The 24775-nt window shown below is 51.0% G+C and carries 21 protein-coding genes; 8 read left to right on the forward strand and 13 right to left on the reverse strand.

The window, feature by feature from the left end; genetic code table 11:
• Positions 1–10: 10 nt before the first annotated feature.
• From sucA to sdhC, 5 genes are all read right to left on the reverse strand, one after another.
• A complete protein-coding gene (sucA, locus tag CWC46_RS18095) occupies positions 11–2818 on the reverse strand; it encodes a 2-oxoglutarate dehydrogenase E1 component (RefSeq protein WP_021015137.1) in 2808 nt (935 codons plus the stop codon).
• A 247-nt stretch (positions 2819–3065) separates the two neighbouring features.
• Complete coding sequence (locus CWC46_RS18100) at positions 3066–3782, reverse strand: succinate dehydrogenase iron-sulfur subunit (protein ID WP_021015136.1); 717 nt, start codon at positions 3780–3782, stop codon at positions 3066–3068.
• Between the two features lie 16 nt (positions 3783–3798).
• On the reverse strand, positions 3799–5565 hold the full coding sequence (gene sdhA, locus CWC46_RS18105; protein ID WP_021015135.1) for a succinate dehydrogenase flavoprotein subunit: 1767 nt from the start codon (positions 5563–5565) through the stop codon (positions 3799–3801).
• Positions 5565–5912, reverse strand: coding sequence for a succinate dehydrogenase membrane anchor subunit (gene sdhD / locus CWC46_RS18110; protein ID WP_021015134.1), 348 nt, complete (start codon positions 5910–5912; stop codon positions 5565–5567). The genes sdhA and sdhD overlap by 1 nt, the downstream gene beginning before the upstream one ends.
• Positions 5906–6295, reverse strand: coding sequence for a succinate dehydrogenase cytochrome b556 subunit (gene sdhC / locus CWC46_RS18115; protein WP_037380765.1), 390 nt, complete (start codon positions 6293–6295; stop codon positions 5906–5908). Before sdhC ends, sdhD begins: the two co-directional genes overlap by 7 nt.
• A 634-nt stretch (positions 6296–6929) precedes the next feature.
• Here sdhC and CWC46_RS18120 point away from each other — a divergent pair.
• Positions 6930–8213 carry a citrate synthase gene (locus tag CWC46_RS18120; protein WP_021015132.1) on the forward strand — a complete coding sequence of 428 codons (1284 nt, stop codon included), beginning with the start codon at positions 6930–6932 and terminating at the stop codon, positions 8211–8213.
• Positions 8214–8408: 195 nt separating this feature from the next.
• Here the strand turns inward: CWC46_RS18120 and pxpA are convergent, their stop codons facing one another.
• From pxpA to CWC46_RS18155, 7 genes are all read right to left on the reverse strand, one after another.
• Positions 8409–9146, reverse strand: a complete 738-nt coding sequence (gene pxpA, locus CWC46_RS18125; RefSeq protein ID WP_021015131.1) for a 5-oxoprolinase subunit PxpA — start codon at positions 9144–9146, stop codon at positions 8409–8411.
• Positions 9136–10065, reverse strand: coding sequence for a 5-oxoprolinase subunit PxpC (gene pxpC / locus CWC46_RS18130; RefSeq protein WP_021015130.1), 930 nt, complete (start codon positions 10063–10065; stop codon positions 9136–9138). The genes pxpA and pxpC overlap by 11 nt, the downstream gene beginning before the upstream one ends.
• On the reverse strand, positions 10059–10715 hold the full coding sequence (gene pxpB / locus CWC46_RS18135; RefSeq protein ID WP_021015129.1) for a 5-oxoprolinase subunit PxpB: 657 nt from the start codon (positions 10713–10715) through the stop codon (positions 10059–10061). Before pxpB ends, pxpC begins: the two co-directional genes overlap by 7 nt.
• 68 nt (positions 10716–10783) lie before the next feature.
• Positions 10784–11527, reverse strand: a complete 744-nt coding sequence (locus tag CWC46_RS18140) for a type 2 GTP cyclohydrolase I (RefSeq protein ID WP_021015128.1) — start codon at positions 11525–11527, stop codon at positions 10784–10786.
• 16 nt (positions 11528–11543) lie between these two features.
• On the reverse strand, positions 11544–12986 hold the full coding sequence (gene phrB, locus CWC46_RS18145; RefSeq protein WP_021015127.1) for a deoxyribodipyrimidine photo-lyase: 1443 nt from the start codon (positions 12984–12986) through the stop codon (positions 11544–11546).
• A gap of 22 nt (positions 12987–13008) precedes the next feature.
• Entirely contained in the window at positions 13009–13968 is a 960-nt protein-coding gene (locus CWC46_RS18150; protein ID WP_021015126.1) for a YbgA family protein, read from the reverse strand.
• 189 nt (positions 13969–14157) lie between these two features.
• Positions 14158–14364 carry a YbfA family protein gene (locus CWC46_RS18155; protein WP_021015125.1) on the reverse strand — a complete coding sequence of 69 codons (207 nt, stop codon included), beginning with the start codon at positions 14362–14364 and terminating at the stop codon, positions 14158–14160.
• A 339-nt stretch (positions 14365–14703) separates the two neighbouring features.
• Here CWC46_RS18155 and kdpF point away from each other — a divergent pair, with 339 nt between their 5' ends.
• From kdpF to CWC46_RS18190, 7 genes are all read left to right on the forward strand, one after another.
• Positions 14704–14793 carry a K(+)-transporting ATPase subunit F gene (kdpF, locus tag CWC46_RS23710; RefSeq protein ID WP_101377516.1) on the forward strand — a complete coding sequence of 30 codons (90 nt, stop codon included), beginning with the start codon at positions 14704–14706 and terminating at the stop codon, positions 14791–14793.
• Positions 14793–16481 carry a potassium-transporting ATPase subunit KdpA gene (gene kdpA / locus CWC46_RS18165; RefSeq protein WP_021015124.1) on the forward strand — a complete coding sequence of 563 codons (1689 nt, stop codon included), beginning with the start codon at positions 14793–14795 and terminating at the stop codon, positions 16479–16481. Before kdpF ends, kdpA begins: the two co-directional genes overlap by 1 nt.
• Positions 16482–16495: 14 nt before the next feature.
• The gene (kdpB, locus tag CWC46_RS18170) at positions 16496–18562 is read left to right on the forward strand and encodes a potassium-transporting ATPase subunit KdpB (protein WP_021015123.1); all 2067 of its coding nucleotides are present in this window, start codon (positions 16496–16498) and stop codon (positions 18560–18562) included.
• Between the two features lie 15 nt (positions 18563–18577).
• A complete protein-coding gene (gene kdpC, locus CWC46_RS18175; protein ID WP_021015122.1) occupies positions 18578–19153 on the forward strand; it encodes a potassium-transporting ATPase subunit KdpC in 576 nt (191 codons plus the stop codon).
• 12 nt (positions 19154–19165) lie between these two features.
• A complete protein-coding gene (kdpD, locus tag CWC46_RS18180) occupies positions 19166–21895 on the forward strand; it encodes a two-component system sensor histidine kinase KdpD (protein ID WP_021015121.1) in 2730 nt (909 codons plus the stop codon).
• Positions 21892–22581 carry a two-component system response regulator KdpE gene (gene kdpE / locus CWC46_RS18185; protein ID WP_021015120.1) on the forward strand — a complete coding sequence of 230 codons (690 nt, stop codon included), beginning with the start codon at positions 21892–21894 and terminating at the stop codon, positions 22579–22581. The genes kdpD and kdpE overlap by 4 nt, the downstream gene beginning before the upstream one ends.
• A 61-nt stretch (positions 22582–22642) precedes the next feature.
• The gene (locus CWC46_RS18190; protein ID WP_021015119.1) at positions 22643–23071 is read left to right on the forward strand and encodes an EamA family transporter; all 429 of its coding nucleotides are present in this window, start codon (positions 22643–22645) and stop codon (positions 23069–23071) included.
• A gap of 46 nt (positions 23072–23117) precedes the next feature.
• Here CWC46_RS18190 and pgm read toward each other — a convergent pair whose 3' ends face one another.
• A complete protein-coding gene (gene pgm / locus CWC46_RS18195) occupies positions 23118–24761 on the reverse strand; it encodes a phosphoglucomutase (alpha-D-glucose-1,6-bisphosphate-dependent) (protein WP_021015118.1) in 1644 nt (547 codons plus the stop codon).
• Positions 24762–24775: the final 14 nt, after the last annotated feature.

Raw genomic sequence — 24775 nt, forward strand, 5'->3', positions numbered from 1 at the left:
TCCTTCTAATTTAATCAACGTTCAGCGCGTCATTAACCAGATCTTGCTGCTGTTTCTGGTGTACGGACATATAGCCGACGGCAGGTGAAGCAGAAGCCGGACGCCCGGCATACCGTAGAGATGCTCCGAAAGGAATCACCTCACGTAAATGATGTTGGCTGCAATACCAGGCTCCCTGGTTAAGCGGTTCCTCCTGACACCAGACAAAATCATGCACATGAGCAAAAGCTTCCAGTGCCGCTTGTACATACTGATGCGGGAACGGATAAAGCTGCTCAATGCGAACAATCGCCACATCTTTCTGCTCATTTTTACGACGCTGTTCCAATAAATCATAGTAAACCTTACCGGAACAGAGGACGACGCGCTTCACTGCCTTTGGCTCCAACGCGTCAATTTCAGCAATTGCAGGCTGGAAATGCCCATTAGCCAGTTCATCCAGTGAAGACGTAGCCAGTGGATGACGCAGCAGTGATTTCGGTGACATTACCACCAGAGGTCGACGCATGCCACGCAATGCCTGACGGCGCAGCATGTGGTAAACCTGAGCTGGTGTTGATGGAATACAGACCTGCATATTCTGTTCAGCACATAATTGCAGATAACGTTCCAGACGTGCGGAGGAGTGTTCAGGCCCCTGCCCTTCATAACCATGCGGCAATAACATCACCAGGCCACACATCCGCCCCCATTTTTGCTCACCAGAACTGATGAACTGGTCAATCACCACCTGAGCACCATTGGCAAAATCACCAAACTGGGCTTCCCAGATAGTCAACGTACGGGGCTCTGCTGTTGCATAACCATATTCAAAGGCCAGAACGGCTTCTTCAGACAGTACCGAATCCCATACTTTGAATTCGCCCTGGGAATTATGAACATGCGCCAGCGGAGTATACGTTGAGCCATTTTTCTGGTTATGCACGACGGCATGACGATGGAAAAACGTGCCACGCCCGGTATCTTCGCCAGACAGGCGTATCGGAATACCTTCATCAACCAATGTAGCGTAAGCCAGTGTCTCGGCACCACCCCAGTCAAAAAGTTTCCGACCCTCAGCCATTTCCGCGCGATCCTTATAAACCTTAATGACACGCGGCTGCATCTCTATGGCTTCAGGAATTTCACTAATCCGTCTGGCGAGTTCCTGTAATCGTTTCATCTCAACTTTATGAGGATACTCTTCATCCCATTCATGGTTGAGATACGGTGACCAGGTGAAAGAGTGCATATCCATCGGCTGCCACTCTTCAACAACGCATTCACCCTCATCCAGCGCATCACGATAGAGATTAACCAACTCGGTGGCGTCTTCCAACGTAGCAATCTTCTGCTGTTCCAGGCGATCGGCGTAAATCTTGCGCGGTGTCGGATGTTTTTTGATCTTCTGATACATCATCGGTTGGGTAGCACTGGGTTCATCCGCTTCATTGTGACCATGACGGCGATAACAGACCAGATCGATGAATACATCACGCTTGAAGGTGTTACGGAAATCCAGCGCTAAACAGGTGACAAAGGCCACAGCTTCTGGATCATCAGCGTTCACGTGAAAAATAGGTGACTGCACCATCTTGCCGATATCGGTACAGTATTCGGTAGAACGAGCATCAAGCGGATTAGATGTGGTAAAACCGATCTGATTGTTGATCACGATACGGATCGTACCACCGACTTCATAACCGCGAGCTTTGGACATGTTCAGGGTTTCCTGAACCACACCCTGACCGGCCATTGCCGCATCACCATGAATAGTGACTGGCAAAACCAACGAACTACTTGGCTGATCGAGACGGTCAATACGGGCGCGAACCGACCCTATCACCACCGGACTGACAATCTCCAGATGGGAAGGATTGAATGCCAGCGCCAAATGCACTTTACCGCCTTCAGTGTCAACGTCAGAAGAAAAACCCTGATGGTATTTGACATCACCGGTGCCAAGATGTTCTTTATGTTTGCCAGAGAACTCATCGAACAGTTCCTGTGGCTGTTTACCCAGCACATTAATCAGTACATTCAGACGGCCACGATGCGCCATCCCCAACACAACTTCTCGCGTACCGTTTTTACCGGCATGGCGAATCATCTCTTTCAACATCGGGATCAGGGCATCCCCACCTTCCAGCGAGAAACGCTTGGCTCCCGGAAATTTGGCGCCCAGATAACGTTCCAATCCTTCAGCAGCAGTCAGCTCTTTGAGGAAACGCTTTCTTTCTTCAACGCTGAAATTTGGTTGACCGACAACCGACTCAATACGTTGCTGAATCCAACGTTTTTCTTCCGTATTGGTGATATGCATGTACTCTGCACCAATCGAACCGCAATAGGTCTGTTTCAGCGCAGAATACAGTTCACCCAGTTTCATGGTTTCCTTGCCAATCGCAAACGAACCCACATTAAAGGTTTCGTTCAGGTCATCTTCCGTCAGATGATGATAGGCAAGATCCAGGTCAGGAACGATCTCCCGTTTCCACAAGCCAAGTGGATCAAGATCAGCAAGCTGATGACCGCGGAAACGGAAAGCATTGATAAGTTGCAATACCTTAACCTGCTTGGCATCACTGTCCGGATCGTTTACCGAAGAAGTATAGCGTGTTGTATCTTTCGCCAGGCGGCGAAAGTATTCCCGGGTTTTAGAGTGAAGTTGGTCCGGTTTGACCCCAGTGGTAGGCAATTGTTGAAAAATCGAACGCCAGCTGAGATCGATAGAATCCGGATCAGTTAAAAAATCTTCATAGAGCTGCTCTATGTAGGACTGGTTCGCGCCCGCCAGATAGGAGGAATCCAGCCAGGCCTTCATTGCGCCGTTCTGCATTATGATCCCTTAAGCTAATAAGCTTCAGTTTTCGCCGTGGTTAACATGTTTATTGTGTCGTATAAAAAACAGGTTGCCGTAAAAACGGTTCACTTATCGCGCCTGCTTATTGCAGGCTGAGGATATCCTTAACCTCTAAGGAACCTTTAAAAATCGGTTCGGCGCATAAGCCGGTTTTTAAAGGTTTCCTGCCGCCCCCCTGCAAAAAACACAGAGGAGCGAACATGCGACTCGCTACGATTTACTGTCAGGCACTGCGTTGCAGCAACATTGACTTGATATGACCGATAGCTCGTGTCGGATTCAGCCCTTTCGGGCATACGCTGACACAATTCATAATACTGTGGCAACGAAAGACACTGAAAGCATCGTCCAAATCATCCAGACGTGCCTGGGTTTCCGTATCGCGACTATCAATCAGGAAACGATATGCCGCCAGTAATCCGGCCGGACCGATAAATTTGTCCGGATTCCACCAGAATGATGGGCATGACGTAGAACAGCAAGCACACATAATGCACTCATATAATCCATCCAGTTTTGCCCGTTGTTCTGGAGATTGCAGATGTTCACGTGCCGGTGGATTTCGCCCATTATTCAACAAGTAAGGTTTGATTTTCTCATACTGGGCATAGAATTGCCCCATGTCTACTACCAAATCACGTACCACTGGCAAACCAGGAAGAGGACGAATCACTATCTTGTTGTTACCGCGCTGCAAGGAAGAAATCGGCGTAATACAAGCCAGCCCATTTTTTCCGTTCATATTTACTCCGTCTGAACCACAGACACCTTCACGGCAGGAACGACGGAATGCCAACGTGGGATCCTGTTCTTTCAACTGAATCAGCGCATCCAGTAGCATCATGTCACGCCCAGCGTCAACATCCAGGCTGTAATCCTGCATATGCGGCGCATCATCAACATCTGGGTTATAACGATAAATGGAAAATTCGAGTTTCATCGCTTAATCTCCGCAATTAATAAGTACGCACTTTCGGTGGAAAAGCCGGGCGCAATTTAGGTTGCATGTTCACCTTACGGCGCGTCATGCTTTCGGTTTGCGGTTGATAGAGCGTATGACACAACCACTTATCATCATCACGATCAGGATAGTCGAAACGACTATGCGCACCACGGCTCTCAGTGCGGAAATTAGCCGAAACAGCGGTGGCATAGGCGGTTTCCATCAGGTTATCCAACTCCAGACATTCAATACGCTGTGTATTGAAATCGTTGGAAGTATCATCCAGACGAGCATTCTTCAGACGCTCACGAATCACCTTAAGCTCTTCCAAACCTTTTGCCATGGCATCACCTTCACGAAATACCGAGAAGTTGTGTTGCATACAGGCCTGTAGTGCTTTACGGATTTCCACCGGATCTTCACCGGAACGGGTACTGTTCCAGCGATTAAGGCGATCAAGAGAAGCCTCGATATCAGAATTGCTGGCATCACGGGTAGCACCCTGTTCTTCCAGTGACTCCTGCAGATGCATACCGGCTGAGCGTCCAAACACGATCAAGTCCAGCAGTGAATTACCGCCCAGACGATTCGCCCCATGTACAGATACGCAGGCAATTTCACCGACAGCGAACAAACCGGGGATAACCACATCCTCACCTTGTTCATTCACGGCCAATACCTGACCGGTCACCTTGGTCGGGATCCCCCCCATCATATAGTGACAGGTTGGAATAACCGGAATAGGCTCTTTAACGGGATCAACATGGGCGAAAGTACGGGAAAGCTCCAGGATACCTGGCAGACGGGATTCCAAAACATCTTTACCGAGATGGTCTAGTTTCAATTTGGCATGAGGACCCCATGGGCCATCACAACCACGACCTTCACGGATTTCGATCATGATTGAACGGGCAACAACATCACGACCCGCCAGATCTTTGGCATTCGGCGCGTAACGTTCCATGAAGCGTTCGCCGTGCTTATTGAGCAAATAGCCACCTTCACCACGACAACCTTCAGTAACCAGCACACCAGCACCGGCAATACCTGTTGGATGGAACTGCCACATTTCCATATCCTGAACCGGCACACCGGCACGCAATGCCATACCAACACCGTCACCGGTATTAATGTGGGCGTTCGTCGTGGATTGATAAATACGTCCGGCACCGCCGGTTGCCAGCACGGTGGCACGAGCCTTGAAATATACGACTTCACCAGTTTCGATACAAATGGCGGTACATCCCATCACCGCACCATCCTGATTTTTCACCAGATCCAGTGCATACCATTCAGAAAATATCGTCGTGTGATTCTTCAGGTTCTGCTGATAAAGGGTATGCAACAAAGCATGACCGGTTCGGTCCGCCGCCGCCGCAGTACGCGCCGCCTGCTCACCGCCAAAATTTCTGGACTGACCACCAAACGGTCGTTGATAAATACTGCCATCATCCAGACGGGAAAAAGGCAACCCCATGTGCTCCAGTTCCAGAACCGCTTCCGGACCAGTTTTACACATGTATTCAATAGCATCCTGGTCACCGATATAATCGGAGCCTTTCACCGTGTCATACATATGCCATTCCCAGTTATCTTCATGGGTATTACCAAGCGCAACGGTAATCCCCCCCTGGGCGGAAACGGTGTGGGAACGGGTCGGGAACACTTTGGATAGCAGGGCGCAGGAAAGGCCCATCTGGGAAATTTGCAATGCAGCACGCATACCTGCGCCGCCCGCACCGATAACAACAGCATCAAACTCTCTGACTGGCAGATTCATTACGCACCCCACACTACAACAGTTCCATAAATGACATACACCATCAGCACAACCACGATCGCTAACTGCAAAGTTAGTCGGACGGCCAGCGGTTTAATGTAGTCGGTCAATACCTGCCACATTCCAATCCAGGCATGAACCAGGATCGAGAACAGTGTTAACAGGGTGAAAACTTTAGTGAGATGCATGGCGAAAAAACCATGCCAGACTTCATAAGTTATGTCATTAGCGCTGACAATGAAGCCAACGATATAAAGCACATACAGCACGATGACAATGGCAGAAGCGCGAAGTAATAACCAATCGTGTACGCCATTACGTCCCAATGCAGAGGCATTACTTACCATACGAGGACTCCAGCCAAAAATGAAAGCACGACAGTAATAATGAAGGAAAGATTTGCAGAGCGAGTTCCTGAGACAAGATCTTCTTCGATATATCCAAAATCCATCAGCAGATGACGCAGACCACCAACAATATGGTAAGCCAATGCAGTCAAGATGCCCCAGACGATAAATTTCACGATGAAGCTGTCCATGATGGCAGCAGCCTGCATGAAACCTTCCGGAGAAGAGAGGGAAATGCCCAGCAACCACAATAAAATACCGACGGCGACAAAAGTAATAACGCCGGAGGCACGGTGAAGAATTGATGCGATCGCAGTAATAGGAAATCGGATCGTTTGCAGATCAAGGTTGACAGGTCGTTGTTTTTTCACAGATTCGCCCACACAGCTTTTATTATTTTCTTCCTCCGGACCTGTTGTGGGGGGTCAGACAGCATAAAAGGTGGAATCAGTTTCATATTCCTTTGCTCACGCCGCTCTTACATATCAATGTCGAATGTTCAAACCGCGCAGACCTATCATACTGGGTGCTCCTACTGCAGGGTATTCCGGAGACCTGGCGGCAGTATAGGCACTTCACATTCTCATTACAATTACCACACAAACGGTTTGGACACATTTCCCTTGAACAGTGATTTAGATCACGATTTTCACAATTTATATAAAATCAATTATCTGATTTGACAAAAGATCAACATTTAAATTACAACTAGTGACTGGATTTCTTATGCTGTGCTAAAGGTCAACAGTGGCCCTTTCCCATCTGCACAAGTTATGTAACAGTGGGTAAATAACGTCCCCGGGAAAATCATCGTGCATCGTTAATGACTACAATGAATTCAGAACATGGTTAATATCCACACAGGGAGAACAACTTGTTCATCCTGAATGAAACCTGCCTGACGCACATAGTTTCGACTCTGTGCCCTATTGGTGCTGCGCATCCCTCTACAGAGTCAGGCATGACGATGTTTCTACGGTGGAAAATATTTAAAATCAAAGCGCTAAGGAGACTATAATGGCTGATAAAAAAGCGACGCTTATCATAGATCAAGAGCAGATTGAGCTTGATGTCCTGACAGGTACGCTCGGTAATGACGAAATTGATGTTCGTGCCCTCGGTTCTAAAGGCTATTACACCTTCGACCCTGGCTTTACTTCTACCGCATCGTGCGAATCCAAGATTACCTACATCGATGGCGACCAGGGAATTTTGTTACACCGTGGCTTTCCTATCTCTCAGCTAGCTGAAAAATCGACCTATCTGGAAGTCTGCTATATTCTGCTGTTTGGCGAAGCTCCGACTCAAGAGCAGTATGATACTTTCAAGACCACCGTTACCCGCCACACCATGATTCACGAACAGATCACCCGTCTGTTCCACGGTTTTCGTCGTGACTCCCACCCAATGGCCGTGCTGTGTGGGGTAACTGGCGCTCTGGCTGCCTTCTATCATGATTCACTGGATATCGGTAACGAACGCCATCGTGAAATTGCAGCATACCGTTTGCTGTCAAAAATGCCGACCGTGGCGGCCATGTGTTACAAATACTCTATCGGCCAGCCTTTTGTTTATCCGAAAAACGATCTCTCTTATGCCGGTAACTTCCTGCACATGATGTTTTCTACTCCGTGTGAAGAATACAAGGTGAACCCGGTACTGGAGCGTGCGATGGATCGAATCTTGATCCTGCACGCTGACCATGAACAAAATGCGTCTACTTCCACGGTACGTACCGCAGGTTCGTCTGGCGCAAATCCCTTTGCCTGTATTGCCGCAGGTATTGCTTCATTGTGGGGACCGGCACACGGTGGCGCCAATGAAGCCTGTTTGCGCATGCTGGAGGAAATCAGTTCTGTTAAACACATTCCGGAATTCATTAAACGTGCGAAAGACAAGAATGACTCTTTCCGTTTGATGGGATTTGGTCATCGTGTATATAAAAACTATGATCCCCGTGCCACCGTAATGCGCCAAACCTGTCATGAAGTGCTGAAAGAGCTGGGTACGAAAGACGATCTGCTTGAAGTGGCAATGGAACTGGAAAATATTGCGCTCAACGATCCGTACTTTATTGAGCGTAAACTGTATCCGAATGTGGACTTCTACTCTGGCATCATTCTGAAAGCCATGGGAATTCCTTCCACCATGTTTACTGTTATTTTCGCTATTGCCCGCACCGTTGGCTGGATTGCGCACTGGAGTGAAATGCACGGCGACGGTCTGAAAATCGCCCGTCCGCGCCAGTTGTATACCGGTTATGAACAGCGCGACTTCGATTCATCGATAAGCAAACGCTGATCCTGTTTGTATTAACTCGTGTCATAAGGGCCGGATAATCCGGCCCTTAACTATTTTTAATACAACAAATAACAACTGTAGCAAGTACCAGACAATGGCAATATTCTCTCAAGAACATAACCATTGTGGTGCTTATCGAGCGGGCGCCCATGTGTTCATCGCAATCGCAACGCTTTCCATCTCGCCCATTCAGACCTACTGCGCACTGACCCGAATCCCGTATTGGGTAAAACTTTGCCGTAGTTTCCGTGCAAAAATCAACGCATGATCACCATCGCCATGCAGACAAACCGTATCGGCCTGAACCGTGACCCAGCTTCCGTCACTGGCCCGCACCCGCTGACGCTGAATCATCTCCAGTGTCTGCGCCAATGCCAGTTCGTCACTGTTAATCAATGCTGAAGGCTGTCCACGCGGCACCAATGTTCCATCAAGCTGATAACCCCGATCGGCGAAGACCTCATGGCGGGTTTTAAGTCCAGCTCGTTTTCCAGCCCGTATTATCTCACTACCCGCCAGACCAACCAGACACAAGCCAGGATCAACAGCCTTGACCGCTTGTGCAATAGCATCCGCTAACGCTGGATCCCTGGCTGCCTGGTTATAAAGCATGCCATGAGGCTTCACATGGAACATCCGCGCTCCTTCTGCTTTAATGATCGCGGATAATGCCCCCAGTTGATAGACCACCTGCGCATAAACCGTTTCCGGTGGTAACTGCATGGCAGTACGACCAAAGTTTTGCCGGTCTGGAAAACTGGGGTGAGCACCGATGGCTACACCATATTTTATTGCCCAGAGAACTGACTGGCGCATGCTCAGCGCATCTCCGGCATGAAATCCACAGGCGATGTTGGCAGAACTGACCAACTGTAATAATTCCTCATCATATTGGCCACCTTCTCCCAGGTCGGCATTTAAATCAATTACCATGTAGCCTCCAAGCCAATTGTTCCAGATAACGCTGTTGCTCCTGCAACGTTCGCCGAGCATCCTCAAGCGAGCAGTGAATAAAGTGTACCGGCTCACCGAGGCGAATTTGTGCCAAATTGTAAAGATCGGCTTCGATTACACAGGCAATGCGCGGATATCCCCCGGTGGTTTGTGCATCGGCCATCAATACAATGGGTCTGCCGTTGTGAGGTATTTGCACCACACCTGGCAACACGCCATGAGATAACATTTCACGCGATATATGGCGCTCAAGCGACGGTCCCTGTAAACGGTATCCCATACGATTACTTTGCGGACTAAGATGCCAGTCAGCACGCCAGAAAGTATTACGTGCGTCTTCACTAAACTCCTGATATTCCGGCCCCGGCAATGCCCGTATACGATTACTGAACAGTAACTGCTTCACACCAACCTGTTTTTTAGGCAACACGATAGGTTTACCTAGCCGAAGCTGGTCACCGTCTGCCAGCAAACGTCCATCCAGGCCGCCGAATCCAGCTTTTAGATCTGTACTGGATGATCCCAGTATTTCGGGTACCTGGATACCGCCAGAAACCCCCAGATAGCTGCGCATACCATGTCGTGGTGCTCGCAAGCGCAATACCTGACCGGGTTCAACTGCAAAGCGCCATCCCGTCCACAACGGCTTTCCATCCAGGTCTGCATGGCAATCAGCGCCGGTCAGCGCAATCCAGCAATTTGACGTAAACGAAACTACCAACTGCCCCAGCGTAATCTCCAGCGCGGCGGCACCACTATCGTTACCAACCAGCAGATTGGCAATTTTCAATGCAGGAATATCCAACGCACCACACTGACTGACACCTGACCGACGCAAACCGAAACGGCCGGTATCCTGTACTGAGGTATATAAACCGGCCCGGCTAATATTCAGCATATTCCCTCCGGCTGGGGAACAAAACGTACCCGATCCCCTGGTCTTAACAAAGTAGGGGGATTGTCTGTCGGATTGAATAAAGACAAAGGGGTATGACCGATAAGCTGCCAGCCACCCGGTGTCGACAGAGGATAAACACCGGTTTGATGACCGCCAATACCAACGGAACCCGCTGGCACGTACAACCGCGGCTCGGCCCGGCGTGGGGTATAAAGCTGTTCATCTAGTCCGCCCAGATAAGCAAAACCAGGCTGAAAGCCAAGAAAATAGACGATATAGTGGCCTGCGGAATGACATGCCACCACCTGTTTTGCACTCATTCCACAATGCTCGGCCACCAACGACAAATCGGGTCCACTATCACCGCCATAGACAACCGGAATAGCAATATCCCGTGACTCCATCTCCAATAATTCACTCGCTTCCCACCAATGCTGCAACCATTCAATAGCATCCAGCGCCACTTGCTGAGGGTGTTCCAGTACAACCGTAATATTATTCATACCGGGAATGACTTCTCTCACATCTTCGTGATAATTCAGACGTTCAGCCAATCCCCATATACGCTGCTGGCTTTCCAGTAGTACCGGGGGTTCCAGTTCCAGCACTACAGCCTTCTCCCCCAACAGATAACAGCGTGCCCGTTGCATCCTTCCTCCACTATTGACGAATGGCCGGCCACTAATGGCCCCAACCTCATATCATGACTGAACGGTTCTTACGCCGGGTTAGGTATATCAATAAAGGTCACGTCAAAACCGTGATGTTGAGCCAACCACTCTCCCAACGAACGAATACCGGCTCGCTCCGTGGCATGATGACCCGCGGCATAGAAATGAATGCCCATCTCACGCGCGGTATGAATGGTTTTTTCAGACACTTCGCCGGTGATGAAGGCATCGACGCCAAAATCGGCCGCTTGGTCAATAAAACTCTGGCCACCACCGGTGCACCATGCAATCCGTTTAATTACCGCTGGCGCATTATCGCTACAGTGCAGCACCGTCCGGTCAAGCAGGACTTCCAGCTTTTGGCATAGATCTTCACCACTCTGTGGCTGACGCAGTTCACCATATGGCAGATACATCTCGATTTCGCCTTGTACGTCAATATCCAGCATTGCTGCCAGCTTAGCGTTATTCCCCAGTTCAGGATGGGCATCCAGTGGCAAATGGTAGCCGTACAGGTTGATATCATTGGCTAACAATGTTTTCAGACGCTGGCGTTTTATGCCGCGAACAGAGACGGGATCGTTTTTCCAGAAATAGCCGTGGTGTACCAGTACCGCATCCGCATTCCTCTCCACTGCGACATTCAGCAATGCCTGACAGGCAGTGACACCCGTAATAATACGTTTGACCTCAGGCCGCCCTTCGACCTGTAGCCCGTTCGGGCCGTAGTCCTGAAACGCCGCGACATTCAGTAACTGGTTAATCAGTGTTTCCAGTTCGGTATTACGCATAAACACGCCTCCTTTGTTATTTGTCACCACCAGGGTTGACATCTTTTGCCGCCTTAAAAGCGGCCAACGCCCGTAAGCGGGCCTGTTTGTGCTCAACTATAGGCTGAGGATAGTTCAACTGATGACGCTGACTTTCCGCCCAGCGGTGAGGTTGATGAATCGACTTTCCTGGTACTAGCGCCAATTCTGGTACCCAGTGTCGAATAAATGTCCCTTCAGGATCAAAACGTTCACCCTGAACAGTTGGGTTAAAAATACGAAAATAAGGCGCGGCATCCATTCCTGTCGAGGCCGCCCACTGCCAGCCACCATTGTTAGCGGCCAGATCGCCATCCAGCAGTTGCATCATGAAATAATGTTCGCCTTCCCGCCAATCGATCAACAAATCCTTCACCAGAAAACTGGCACAAATCATACGCAAACGGTTATGCATCCACCCCGTCTGATTGAGTTGCCGCATGCCGGCGTCCACAATGGGATACCCGGTATCCCCCCGCTGCCAGGCAGCTAACCCATGAGGATCCTGACGCCAGGCAATCCGTTGGGTCCAATCGATATAGGGTTGCCGTTTACATACAGATGGATTGAATGCCAACACGTGGCGATAAAACTCCCGCCAAATCAGTTCATTGAACCAGACAAATGCTCCCCCCTCACGTTGCTGTAACCAGTCGGGCTGTTCTATCCGCATACGGTTAATGCATTGCCGTGGCGACAACACGCCCAGTGCGAGATAAGGAGAAAGCTTACTGGTAGCTGCTTGTGCCGGGAAATCACGTTGTTGGTGATAAAACTGAATCTGTTCGTGGCAGAAATCACGTAACCGCTGTAATGCGGACTTTTCCCCCGCTGGATATGCGTCGTTTATTGTTTGCAGGGGATAACTGAATGGTGTCAACGGCCGTAGTGGAAGAGTGATTGCCATTGTGCGCGGCACCGGGGCGGGAACACAATGGATATCGCTATGTAGCAATCGTTTGATGAACGCCTCACGAAATGGTGTAAATACCTTATACATCTCACCATCTCCAGTCATAACACTACCCGGCGGTAGCAATACACTGTCGTCAAACCCCTGACAAATTACCTGTCCGGCCAATTCCTGCTCCAGCGAAAGATCCCGCTGGCGCTCGTTCAATTCATATTGATAGTTATAGAACAGATGGGTAACTCGCTGTTGCCGGCAATATTCCGTCAGCCAGCGAACGCTGTCTGTAAAATCAGCACATTGGTGATAGTGCAGTTCAATACCGATGTCATGCAAAGACCGTTGCAACACATGCAGATTTTTCAGCAAAAACGCGGCCTGACGCGGCGACATATCATGCCGGGCCCACTGCGCCGGAGTGGCAATAAACAGGGCTATCACGTTGGCCGTCGGATCCTGACAAGCCGCATGTAATGCCAGATTATCGGTAAGGCGTAAATCGTTACGAAGCCAGACCAGATGTGTGGTCATGAACCATCCTTTTCACTGAAAACTAATGACCATAACGTAAACGCAACGCTTCCGGGTAAGGGTCAAAATAACGCTGCTGGGACAAATAAGCATCCGGGTACTCAGACAGGTAGTGGCGTAACAACGTGATGGGCGCCAATAGCGGCTGCATACCCTGACGATACCGTTCAATAAGATGAGTCAACTCCTGTCGTTGCAGTGTTGTCAGCTGGCGACGGAAATAGCCCTGCACATGCATCAGCACGTTGGTATGGTTACGCCGACTGGCCGGATGCGATAACAGTTTCATCAGCCGTAAACGGTATTCCGCAGCAAAATCTGCCAGCGAATCCCATTGTTCCATCGCGGCCACGAAACGTCCCAACTCTCGGTACCCCGGTTGAGAGTGCGCCAGCAGCAGCAGTTTGTAACGGCTATGAAAATTCATCAACGCACCACGACTTAACCCCTGTTGCCATAGTCGATTCAATTCATACAACGTGAAAACCCGCTCAATAAAATTTTCACGCAGCACCGGATCATGCAGACGTCCATCCTCTTCAACCGGTAACCACGGCATTAACGTCATAAGTTGCTGAGTGAACAACCCTACGCCACTTTTACGTGCATTCTTCTGAGATTCGTCATAAACCTTCACCCGCTCCATACCGCAACTGGGGGACTTGGCACAAACGATGTAACCACATAAATGCATAAGCTTCTGTGTAGACTCCGTTGCAAACAGCTGCATTTTTTCGGTGACATCCAGCGGCGCACCATTACTGGCACGCATAGTGACCATGCCCTGGTCATCCTTCACCAGCCGCAGCGCAGGACGAGGCACTGGCAACCCTATCGCCATTTCCGGACATATCGATTCAAAACCAAAATAAGGAGTCAACTGCTCTACCGCGAAAGAAAAACGCTTGTGGCCACCATCAAAACGTACCGGATTTCCAAGCAGACAAGCACTAATACCAACGGGAATCTGATCAAGTGTCATTATGGCAACCTCGCTAAAAGATAGCGCTATCTCAATAGCATAGCGGATTTATGTCCGTTGCTGTGAAGAAGGGACAGAAAATAACGTAATAAATAATGAGACTGACTGGCAGGAAAAGGGCAAACAAAACCCTCGTTTATATGAACAGTGTGGTGTCCCAGCAAGGGCTGAAAAATAACGGCACAGTTATCAATAAAGATCGTTAATAACACTCTCTGACTGTGCCAGCCATACCGGTTTGTCACTGGTTTTCAGCCAGACGCAATGTAAATAGCTATAAAAGCGGGCGCGATCTCGCCAGAAAAGCAGCGCCGGAAACATCAGCGCACCAATTACAATCACCGTTATGCGGCGCAGAAAAATTCGATGCCAGGAATAAGCAGTATAAAGAGACATGACAATCCTCGATGTAAGGCAGTCAGGAACGATAAACCCCGACTGGCTATGAATGTCTACATTGGTAATGTCGATCAAAACGCTACCATGCGGATAAAATCTTATCACTTTATAGATCAAAAAATGCGCAATTTATTACTTGATTATTCAGCCACGATTTTGTTGCATAGTAGTGAATAACGTTACACTTCACGAGTTCCTCCCTCCGCAAATGCTCATTTCGCAGCCCGGCATTTTTATACTTTTTTTACGCTGGTCCTTGTCAAATTTGTACTTTCTTTTTTTCCATCCGAGTAACCTGACGTTCTCTCGCTCTGACAGCACCGTTGGGGGTGTATTGTGAATTTCGGAACCATCATAGGCAGCATTCTGGTTGTGCTACTGTTGATCTATCTGTTTTATGCCTTACTGAAGGCGGAGGATTTCTGATGGCCTCGGATGCTTTTTTACTGATTGCCAGTCTACTGGTGGCAGTAATACTGCTGGCTCAACCCCTGGGACAATTTTTGGCTCGTCTGATCGAAGGGGAAACCGGTACGGTACTACAGCGGTTCGAACTGACAGTGGCACGTGGCTTCGGTTTTAATACGGATGAAATGTGCTGGCAGCAATATACGTTGGCCATACTGGTGTTTAATCTGACCGGCGGATTGTTGTTGTTTTTCCTGCTGATGTTTCAGGATCACTTACCGTTAAACCCGCAAAATATGCCAGGGCTGTCATGGCATCTGGCGTTGAATACCGCCGTAAGTTTTATGACCAACACCAACTGGCAGGCTTACAGCGGGGAGAACACCCTAAGTTACTTCAGTCAGATGTTGGGGCTGACGGTACAAAACTTCCTCTCCGCCGCCAGCGGTATCGCGGTAGCGTTCGTGCTGATTCGTGCTTTCGCGCGCCATTCAACAACCGCATTAGGTAACGCCTGGTTAGATCTGTTACGTATCACGCTATATGTACTGTTGCCACTCTCGCTACTGTTAAGCCTGTTCTTTATCAGTCAGGGCGTAATTCAGAATCTGCTGCCTTACCAACACCTGACGACGCTGGAAGGCGCTTCGCAAATTCTGCCGATGGGCCCGGTAGCCTCGCAGGAAGCCATCAAGTTATTGGGTACCAATGGCGGTGGTTTCTTTGGTGCCAACTCGTCGCACCCGTTTGAAAACCCTACCGCGTTGAGCAATATGGTACAGATGTTGTCTATCCTGCTGATTCCTACTGCGTTGTGTTTTGCGTTCGGCCGCGCAGTGAACAATCCCCGGCAAGGTCACACTCTGCTGTGGGCCATGTTGCTCATCCTGGTCGTGGCTACCACGGCAGTAATGTACGCGGAAGTCAGCGGTAATCCGCATTTGCTGGCACTAGGTGCCGACAGTAGCCAAAACATGGAAGGTAAGGAAACTCGCTTCGGCATTCTTTCCTCGGCGTTCTTTGCCGCTATCACCACCGCGACGTCCTGTGGGGCCGTTAACGCCATGCATGACTCATTCACCGCATTGGGTGGCATGATACCCATGTGGCTAATGCAGATGGGTGAAGTCGTATTTGGCGGTGTAGGTTCCGGGTTATACGGTATGCTGATTTTCGTGCTGATCACCGTCTTCATCGCCGGGCTAATGATTGGCCGCACACCGGAATATCTGGGTAAAAAGATTGCGGCCTATGAGATGAAAATGACCGCACTGGTCATTCTGATCACCCCTGCACTGGTGCTGCTGGGTACGGCGCTTGCCCTCAGCACCAACGCCGGACGCCACGGGATCCTCAATCCGGGAGCACATGGCTTCAGCGAAGTGCTGTATGCCTTCACTTCGGCTGCGAATAACAATGGTAGCGCGTTTGCCGGTCTGAGCGTCAACACTCCGTTTTATAACGTCTTACTGGCGATTGTCATGTTGATTGGTCGCTTCTCGGTAATGATACCGGTCATGGCAATTGCCGGTTCGATGGTCGTCAAAAAGCGCCAACCAGAAACCAAAGGTTCGTTGTCAACCAGTGGTCCTCTGTTCATCGGCATGCTGATTGCCATCGTGCTACTTATTGGTGCACTGACCTTCATCCCCGCTTTGGCGTTAGGCCCGGTGGCCGAACATTTGACATTTAATCTGGTTCACTGAGCCGGAGATCTATGATGATTCGTAAACAGCAAGCACTTTTTAATTCCACTCTGATGGGTAACGCCCTGTTAGATGCAGTGAAAAAACTTGATCCCCGGGTACAGTGGCGCAATCCGGTGATGTTCGTAGTGTATCTGGGTAGCCTGTTAACAACCGGTATCTGGCTGGCGATTATCGCCCGGGAGACGACGGGTGACGCCTTCTTCACCGGTACGGTTTCCTTGTGGTTGTGGATTACCGTACTGTTCGCCAACTTTGCCGAAGCGCTGGCGGAAGGCCGTAGTAAAGCGCAAGCCGAAACACTGCGGGGAGTAAAAAAAACCAGTTGGGCCAACAAACTGACAGCACCGCACCACGATGCCGATGCCCAGCGAGTGACGGCGGAAAGCCTGCGCAAAGGCGACGTGGTGTTAGTTGTCGCCGGAGAGATGATCCCCTGTGACGGCGAGGTGCTGGAAGGCGGCGCTTCTGTAGATGAAAGCGCGATTACCGGTGAGTCCGCGCCGGTTATCCGCGAGTCCGGTGGTGATTTCGCCTCTGTCACTGGCGGCACCCACGTATTGTCCGATTGGCTGGTGATTCAATGCAGCGTTAATCCAGGGGAAACCTTTATTGACCGCATGATTGCCATGGTAGAGGGTGCCCAGCGCCGTAAAACGCCGAACGAAATCGCTCTGACGATTTTACTGGTGGAACTAACCATTATCTTCCTGCTGGTCACCGCTACGCTGTACCCTTTCTCACTGTTCAGCGTGGCGGCCAATAACAGCGGCACGGCAGTCAGCATCACTATCCTGGTGGCGCTGCTGGTGTGTCTGATTCCCACCACCATCGGCGGGCTGCTGTCCGCTATCGGAGTGGCCGGGATGAGCCGGATGCTGAGCGCCAACGTCATTGCCACCAGTGGACGAGCGGTGGAAGCCGCCGGGGATATTGACGTCCTGCTGCTGGATAAAACCGGCACCATCACATTGGGGAATCGTCAGGCTTCCGCATTCCTACCCGCGCCCGGTATCAGTGAGCAGGCACTGGCAGATGCAGCCCAACTGGCATCTCTGGCAGATGAAACACCGGAAGGCCGCAGCATCGTGATTCTGGCCAAACAGCGCTTTAACCTGCGTGAACGACCATTGCAGGAATTGGATGCCACCTTTGTGCCCTTCTCTGCGCAAACACGTATGAGCGGTGTTAATGTTCAGGGACGAACCATCCGTAAAGGCGCAGTGGATGCGCTACGCCGTTACATCGACGCCAACCAGGGACATTTCCCGACGGAAGTAGAAGAGATAGTGGCCGGCGTAGCGCGTCAGGGCGGAACACCACTGGTGGTCTCCGAAGGCAAACGCGTACTCGGCGTGATAGCGCTAAAAGATATCGTCAAAGGCGGCATCAAGGAACGTTTCGCCGAGCTACGCAATATGGGCATTAAAACGGTGATGATCACCGGAGACAACCCACTGACTGCCGCGGCGATTGCTGCTGAAGCGGGTGTGGACGATTTTTTATCAGAAGCGACGCCGGAAACCAAACTGATGTTGATTCGCCAATATCAGGCAGAAGGCCGCATGGTCGCCATGACCGGTGACGGTACTAACGACGCTCCGGCGCTGGCACAGGCCGACGTGGCTGTCGCCATGAACTCTGGTACACGAGCAGCGAAAGAAGCCGGGAACATGGTGGATTTGGACTCCAACCCCACCAAGCTGATCGAAGTGGTACACATCGGTAAACAGATGCTGATGACCCGTGGATCACTGACTACATTCAGCATCGCCAACGATGTTGCCAAGTATTTCGCCATTATTCCGGCCGCGTTTGCCGCAACCTATCCACAATTGAATACGCTGAATGTGATGCGATTGCACTCACCGGCCTCCGCCATGCTGTCGGCGGTGATCTTTAACGCGTTAATCATTGTGTTTCTGATCCCGCTAGCGCTGAAAGGCATCAGCTATAAACCAATGAGTGCGGCAGCGCTGCTAAGTCGTAACCTGTGGATCTATGGTCTGGGCGGGCTGCTGGTACCCTTCCTTGGCATCAAACTGATTGACATCCTGCTGACCGGGCTGGGTATAGCATAAGCTAAGGAGAAAGTTATGCGTTATGTACGTTCTTCGATTCTATTACTGCTGTTGTTGGCTTTAATTACCGGGCTGGCATACCCGTTACTGGTCACCGGGCTGGGACAATGGTTATTCCCGTCCCAGGCCAACGGTTCATTGATCTACCGGCAGGACAAAGCCGTGGGTTCAGCACTAATAGGACAGTCATTTAGCCGTGACGGCTATTTTCTGGGCCGCCCATCCGCAACCGCCGACAACACCTATAATACGCTGGCTTCTGGCGGCAGCAACCTGGCGGGTAACAATCCGGCGCTGGACAAGGCCATCAGCCAGAGTGTTGACGGATGGCATAAACGCATCGGTAATACCGAACCGGTGCCAGTCGATTTGGTAACGAGTTCCGCCAGCGGTCTGGACCCGAACATTTCACCACAGGCGGCTTACTATCAGGCCGGACACATTGCACAGGTACGCGGTATATCGCGGGAGCAGGTTGAACAGTTGATAAACCGCACCATTCAAAATCCTCAACCTGCATTTGCCGGAGGGCCGGTCGTTAATGTATTACTGTTAAACATGGCGTTGGATCAATTAAAACCACTTCCCTGATAAGGAAAAATCATGACCAACGAGGAACCACGTCGCCCCGACCCGGACAGTCTGCTGACGCAGATTGATGAGCATCCCCGCGGCAAGCTCAAAATCTTCTTTGGGGCCAGTGCCGGCGTAGGGAAAACCTACGCTATGCTACAGGAAGCGCATCGGTTGAAGGCTCAGGGACTGGATATTGTGGTTGGCGTAGTGGAAACCCACGGACGCGATGAAACAGCAGCACTGCTCAACGGTCTTCCTCGACTGCCGATGAAGAAATTCAACCATCACGGTCGGCATCACGATGAATTTGACCTGGATGCCGCGCTGGCTCGCTACCCGGCGATGATCCTCATTGATGAGCTGGCACACAGTAATATCCGCGGCTCCCGGCACCCCAAACGCTGGCAGGACGTGCAGGAACTGCTTGATGCCGGGATTGACGTGCTGACTACCGTTAACGTCCAGCATCTGGAAAGTCTGAATGATATCGTCGGCGGTATTACCGGTATCCGAGTACGGGAAACCGTACCTGACCCGATTTTCGATGATGCCAACGAAGTAGTGATGGTGGATCTACCGCCGGACGATTTGCGCCAGCGCCTGAACGAAGGCAAGGTCTATCTGCCGGTACAGGCGGAACGAGCCATCGAAAACTTTTTCCGCAAGGGTAATCTGATTGCACTGCGTGAACTGGCGCTACGCCGTCTGGCTGACCGGGTCGACGACCAAATGCGCGCCATGCGCGCCAGTCAGGGATGGGAACATGTCTGGCATACCCGCGACGCCATACTGTTGTGCATCGGCCAGGGTGCTGGTAATGAAAAGCTGGTTCGTACCGCTGCCCGTTTGGCAGCACGCCTCGGTAGCCTCTGGCACGCGGTCTATGTGGAAACGCCGCGTCTGCACCGACTGCCAGAAGCACAGCGCCGGGCCATTCTGAGAGCCCTTAAACTGGCGCAAGATCTGGGAGCGGAGACCGCCACTCTCGCCGATCCATCCGTAGAACGCGCCGTGCTGCGCTATGCCCGCGAACACAATCTGGGTAAAATCGTTATTGGTCGTCACCCTGAGCAAAAACTGGGATGGTGGCGGCGTACCCGCTTTGCCGAAAAACTGGGGAAACTGGGGCCTGATCTCGATTTGGTGGTGGTTTCTGTGCAGGATGAAACCACGCTGCTTCCCGCCAAAACGCCGGACAATCGAGGGATAGCAGAAAAATGGCGCATCCAGTTATATGGCTGCGCCATAGCGGTGATACTCTGTTCCCTGATCACGCTGCTGGCGTTATGGTCTCCCTTCTCCATGCTGAAACCGGTTAACCTGGTGATGGTTTATCTGCTCGGCGTAGTCGTGGTTGCGCTGTTTTACGGCCGCTGGCCCTCAGTATTTGCCGCTGTCATCAACGTCGCCAGTTTCGATCTGTTTTTCATCGTTCCCAAAGGCACATTTGTCGTGGCCGACGCACAATATCTGGTTACCTTCGGGGTGATGCTGAGCGTGGGCATTCTGGTGGGAAGTCTCACCGCCGGAGTCCGTTATCAGGCACGAGTGGCCCGCTACCGTGAACAGCGCGTCCGGCATCTGTATGAGATGTCAAAAGCGCTCAACTGTAGCCTGTCAGTGAATGATATAGCCAAAGCCAGCCACCATTTCCTGCGTTCCACCTTTCAGGCAAAAATTGCCATCCTGCTGGCTGACCAGGCATCTTCGCCGACCGCAGAATTACAACAAGCCGCGGTTGAAGAGCCAGATCAGTTGGTTGTCGATCAGGCCATTGCCCGCTGGAGTTTCGATCATCACGCGCCAGCAGGCGCCGGAACCACCACCCTGCCCGGCGTCCCCTATCAGATTCAGCCGCTGTCCACGCCCCAGCAAATTTTTGGCGTCATCGCCATTGAACCCAACAGTGTCCGTCAATTGATGATCCCTGAGCAACAACGCCTGCTGGAAACCTTTACCGTATTGATCGCCAATGCACTGGAGCGTTTGCAACTGATTAAAAATGCTGAGGATGCCCGGCTGAACGCTGAACGGGAACAACTACGCAATTCTCTGCTGGCCGCACTGTCACACGATCTACGTACACCGCTAACCGTACTGTTCGGACAAGCAGAGATTCTGACGCTCAATTTGGCATCAGAAGGCTCGCAGTATGCCCCACAGGCCAGCCAGATCCGCCAGTACATACTGAACACGACCCAGTTGGTGAATAATCTGCTGGATATGGCCCGCATCCAGTCCGACGGATTTAACCTGCGTAAAGAGTGGCAAACGCTGGAAGAATTAACCGGCAGCGCACTGCGGCAATTGGAAAACTTATTGGTCAACAATACTGTTCGGGTCAATCTACCGCCTGAGATGGTGCTAGTGTATTGTGATGCCAGCCTGATTGAGCGGGTGTTGATCAACCTGCTGGAAAACGCCATCAAATATGCAGGGGAGCGGGCGACCATCACTATTTCCGCTAAAATCAACAAGTCATCTGCTGTCGAAGAGAGTTTGGAAGTTACCGTGGCGGATAACGGCCCAGGTATTGCCAACGGTCTGGAAAAGATAATTTTCGATAAATTCGCCCGCGGCCATAAAGAATCATCCATTCCCGGCGTAGGGCTGGGGTTGGCTATCTGCCGTGCAATTATCGATATTCACGGTGGCAGTATCTGGGTTACCAATGCAGAAAACGGTGGTGCCGTTTTCCATTTCACTCTGCCACTCGCGACACCACCAGAGATAGAACCTGAATATATGGAGCCATGACGCTATTGCAGACCAACATCCTTATCGTAGAAGACGAAAAAGAGATCCGGCGCTTTGTCCGTAACGCGCTGGAAAGTGAAGGCTGTCGCGTATTCGATGCAGAAACACTGCAACGGGGTCTGATTGAAGCGGCAACCCGCAAGCCGGACCTGATTATTCTGGATCTGGGGTTACCCGACGGCGATGGTATTGATTACATCCGCGACCTGCGACAGTGGAGCACTATTCCGGTAATTGTGCTATCGGCCCGCACTGATGAACAGGATAAAATCGCGGCGCTGGATGAGGGTGCCAATGATTACCTCACCAAACCGTTTGGCATTGGTGAACTGATGGCCCGTGTTCGCGTGGCATTGCGGCGCTTCAACGCCCCTTTACAGGAAACGCCACTGATAAACTTCGATGCAGTGACGGTAGATTTGGTTAACCGCCAGGTATTGCGTGATGGCCTGGAACTGCATCTCACCCCACTAGAATTCCGCTTGCTGTCGACCCTGATTGCTAATCCCGGCAAGGTGCTGACGCAGCGGTATCTGTTAAATCAGGTTTGGGGACCCAATGCAATAGAACATAGCCACTATCTACGTATCTATATGGGACATTTACGTCAAAAGCTGGAAAACGATCCGGCTCGTCCACGCCATTTTCTTACCGAAACCGCCATCGGCTATCGCTTTATCCCCTGACACACTGGAGCTGAACAATTAGCAGGTGTAGCATCAGCATTTTCTCAATGAGAAGATATCGATGAGTAGCTGGCTAATCTATGCATTATTGTCCGCATTGTGCGCTGCGCTGGTAGCGGTGTTTGGGAAAATCGGACTACAACAGTTGGATGCCAATACCGCGACAGCAATCCGTGCGGTGGTGATGGCGTTATTTCTGGCGGGTGTGGTGGTAATGCAGGGAAAGCTGGCACTGGTCGGCACTATTTTCGCCAATCATAGCGCACTGCTATTCATTCTGCTCAGTGGTATTGCCGGTGCCATGTCCTGGCTGTTCTACTTTATGGCGCTGAAAACCGGCAGCGTGGCACAGGTTGCGCCTATCGATAAACTCAGCGTCGTGTTTGCCGTTATTCTGGCTGTATTGTTGCTGGGAGAAAAAATCTCGCTGCTGGCGGGATTCGGTGTAGCGTTGATATCGGCAGGAGCGCTACTCGTTGCTTTAGGATGAAAAAAGGCGCTGCATTCAGCGCCTGTAATCAATATCGGTAGCGGTCTTATTTCGTGTTATTCAACACCGCACTGACAATTTCAACCGCTTCTTTCTCGATTTTCTCGCGATGTTCAACGCCAAGAAAACTTTCGCAATAGATCTTGTAAGCGTCCTCTGTACCTGACGGACGTGCCGCGAACCAACCATTGTCAGTCATCACTTTCAGGCCACCAATCGACGCGCCATTACCCGACGCCTTCGTCAGACGAGCAGTAATGGGATCACCGGCCAACATACTGGCAGACACTTGATCCGGCGACAATCGGGACAACGCCGCTTTCTGAGCGGAAGTAGCTGGTGCCTGTATACGATTGTAGCTCGGCGCACCAAACCGTTTAGCCAGTTCATCATAGTGCTGCTGCGGGTTTTCCCCGGTAACAGCGGTGATTTCCGCCGCCAGCAAACACATGATAATGCCGTCTTTATCCGTCGACCAAGGTGTGCCGTCGAAACGCAGGAATGATGCTCCTGCACTCTCTTCACCACCAAAGCCTAAGCTGCCATCAAACAGACCATCCACAAACCATTTAAATCCTACCGGGACTTCCACCAGCTTACGTCCGAGGTCAGCCACTACACGATCAATCATTGCGCTGGACACCAACGTTTTGCCCACGGCAACAGACGCATCCCACTGTGGACGGTGCTGAAACAAATAGTTGATAGCCACCGCCAGATAATGGTTGGGATTCATCAATCCGGCTGGCGTCACAATACCGTGGCGGTCATAATCCGGATCGTTGGCGAACGCCAGGTCGAACTTATCACGCAGCGCCAGCAGGCCAGACATCGCACAAACGGACGAGCAATCCATACGGATCACCCCATCGTGGTCCAGCGTCATGAAGCGGAACGTCTGATCGATAGCATCATTGACCAACGTTAGATTCAATTTGTAATGCTCAGCAATTCGTTGCCAATACACGATGCCAGAACCACCCAATGGATCGACCCCTAATTTCAGGTCAGCGCGCTGAATCGCGGTCATATCCACGATATCGGTCAACCCTTCCACATACGGCTGCACCAAATCCTGCTCATGCAGGTATCCGCTCTGTTGGGCTTTAGCCAGCGTCAGGCGTTTCACACCACGCAGATTATCTGCCAACAGTGCATTGGCCCGCGTCTCAATAACGCTGGTAAGATTCGTATCAGCTGGGCCGCCATTAGGCGGGTTGTATTTAATGCCACCGTCTTCAGGCGGGTTATGTGAAGGGGTAATAACGATACCGTCAGCCTGAGCTTTCGTCTGGCAATTATGCGTCAGAATGGCGTGAGAGATCGCTGGCGTCGGTGTAAAGCCATTATCCTGTTGGACTATCACGTCCACACCGTTGGCAGTCAGTACTTCCAGCACAGAAATAAATGCAGGTTCGGACAACGCATGCGTGTCCTTTCCGACATAACAAGGGCCGGTGATCCCCTGTCTACTTCTCTCCTCAGCAATCGCCTGAGCAATCGCCAGAATATGCGCTTCATTGAAACTGTGACGCGCTGCGCTACCACGATGACCAGAGGTCCCGAACTTGACCGCATGAGCCGGTTCACTCACATCGGGACACAGAACATAATACTGTGACGTTAGCTGCGCGACGTTAATCAAATCGCTTTGCCGGGTGTGTTGTCCGGCTCTCGGGTGATTAGCCATTGGCGTTTCTTCCT

The organism is Prodigiosinella confusarubida, assembly GCF_002847015.1.
GTDB lineage: Bacteria > Pseudomonadota > Gammaproteobacteria > Enterobacterales > Enterobacteriaceae > Prodigiosinella > Prodigiosinella aquatilis.

Bases quoted from the DNA above. Each gene is read 5' to 3' on its own strand.
- sucA (WP_021015137.1), bottom strand. From the start codon at position 2,818: ATGCAGAACGGCGCAATGAAGGCCTGGCTGGATTCCTCCTATCTGGCG.
- CWC46_RS18100 (WP_021015136.1), bottom strand. From the start codon at position 3,782: ATGAAACTCGAATTTTCCATTTATCGTTATAACCCAGATGTTGATGAT.
- sdhA (WP_021015135.1), bottom strand. From the start codon at position 5,565: ATGAATCTGCCAGTCAGAGAGTTTGATGCTGTTGTTATCGGTGCGGGC.
- sdhD (WP_021015134.1), bottom strand. From the start codon at position 5,912: ATGGTAAGTAATGCCTCTGCATTGGGACGTAATGGCGTACACGATTGG.
- CWC46_RS18120 (WP_021015132.1), top strand. From the start codon at position 6,930: ATGGCTGATAAAAAAGCGACGCTTATCATAGATCAAGAGCAGATTGAG.
- pxpA (WP_021015131.1), bottom strand. From the start codon at position 9,146: ATGGTAATTGATTTAAATGCCGACCTGGGAGAAGGTGGCCAATATGAT.
- pxpC (WP_021015130.1), bottom strand. From the start codon at position 10,065: ATGCTGAATATTAGCCGGGCCGGTTTATATACCTCAGTACAGGATACC.
- pxpB (WP_021015129.1), bottom strand. From the start codon at position 10,715: ATGCAACGGGCACGCTGTTATCTGTTGGGGGAGAAGGCTGTAGTGCTG.
- CWC46_RS18140 (WP_021015128.1), bottom strand. From the start codon at position 11,527: ATGCGTAATACCGAACTGGAAACACTGATTAACCAGTTACTGAATGTC.
- phrB (WP_021015127.1), bottom strand. From the start codon at position 12,986: ATGACCACACATCTGGTCTGGCTTCGTAACGATTTACGCCTTACCGAT.
- CWC46_RS18150 (WP_021015126.1), bottom strand. From the start codon at position 13,968: ATGACACTTGATCAGATTCCCGTTGGTATTAGTGCTTGTCTGCTTGGA.
- CWC46_RS18155 (WP_021015125.1), bottom strand. From the start codon at position 14,364: ATGTCTCTTTATACTGCTTATTCCTGGCATCGAATTTTTCTGCGCCGC.
- kdpA (WP_021015124.1), top strand. From the start codon at position 14,793: ATGGCCTCGGATGCTTTTTTACTGATTGCCAGTCTACTGGTGGCAGTA.
- kdpB (WP_021015123.1), top strand. From the start codon at position 16,496: ATGATTCGTAAACAGCAAGCACTTTTTAATTCCACTCTGATGGGTAAC.
- kdpC (WP_021015122.1), top strand. From the start codon at position 18,578: ATGCGTTATGTACGTTCTTCGATTCTATTACTGCTGTTGTTGGCTTTA.
- kdpD (WP_021015121.1), top strand. From the start codon at position 19,166: ATGACCAACGAGGAACCACGTCGCCCCGACCCGGACAGTCTGCTGACG.
- kdpE (WP_021015120.1), top strand. From the start codon at position 21,892: ATGACGCTATTGCAGACCAACATCCTTATCGTAGAAGACGAAAAAGAG.
- CWC46_RS18190 (WP_021015119.1), top strand. From the start codon at position 22,643: ATGAGTAGCTGGCTAATCTATGCATTATTGTCCGCATTGTGCGCTGCG.
- pgm (WP_021015118.1), bottom strand. From the start codon at position 24,761: ATGGCTAATCACCCGAGAGCCGGACAACACACCCGGCAAAGCGATTTG.